Here is an 881-nt window from a genome sequence, read left to right as displayed (position 1 = left end):
AGTCGGCCCTCTCCCGGGCGCCTGCTGCTCCGGCGTCCGCCTCGTCGATCTCGCCGTTCCCGTCTCCCTCACCGCCGGCCTCCTCGGGAAGCCGGTACCGGCCTTCGTCGTCGCGGTCGAGCAGGCCGGTCCACTCGTAGGCGTCGAGCAGCGTGGACAGCCCCGGCTCCACGCGGGTGGCGTCGACGTCCTGCTCGGTCAGGTCGGCGAGGATCGGGACGAGCGTCTCCTCGTCGGTCGGGTTCTCGGCGAGCACGCCGCGGAGATCGTCGGTGAGCGGCCAGTTCGCGAGCAGCTCTCGGGCCTCTTCGCGGGCGCGTTCGTCGTCGCCGGCCGCGAGCGCGTCGGCGAGCGCCGCGCCGGCCCCGGTGAGTCGGTGTTTCTGTCGGTGCGGTTCGAGGACGCCCAGCTCCTCCAGAAACCGCGTCTGTCGGCCGACCACGTCCGAGACGCCGGTATACTCTTCGACCGCCGAGGTGTACCGTGGCTCCTCGTCGGCCCCGGCTTTGGCCCACCCCGCGAGGATCTCCTTGAGGGTGTCGAGGTTGACACCCTTCGGGATGTTGTGTTCGGACATACCGAAAACGATAGCTCCGGTACACGAAAATCCACCGGCCGTTCTGCCGCCAGAGCGGCGCGTGACGTGATCTCAGTCCTCGCCGACCGTGATCACGGGGACGTCGGCCTGCCGGACCGTCTTCTCGGCGACGCTGCCCAGCAGCGCGCGGTACTCCCCGTCGCGGCCGGTCGCGCCCATCACGACCGCGTCCAGCCCCGCCGCCTCGACCGTCGCGAGGATCTCCGCGTCCGGATCCCCCGTCTCGATGTGGGTGGTCACGTCCCCGATCCCGCGGGCCTCGGCGGCCTCGACCACCTCGGTC

At 71.2% G+C, this 881-nt stretch carries 2 protein-coding genes; both read right to left on the bottom strand.

The genetic code is table 11. The annotated features are described in order from the left end of the window. On the bottom strand, positions 1 to 577 hold a 577-nt coding region (locus tag ACFR9S_RS01995; RefSeq protein ID WP_379817959.1), incomplete at its 3' end, for a hypothetical protein. Between the two features lie 72 nt (positions 578 to 649). Further along, the coding region (locus ACFR9S_RS01990) for a universal stress protein (protein WP_379817958.1) at positions 650 to 881 on the bottom strand (232 nt) is incomplete at its 5' end.

It is taken from the genome of Halolamina salina, assembly GCF_042678005.1.
Classification (GTDB): domain Archaea; phylum Halobacteriota; class Halobacteria; order Halobacteriales; family Haloferacaceae; genus Halolamina; species Halolamina salina.
This window is presented reverse-complemented; position numbering and strand designations above follow the sequence as displayed.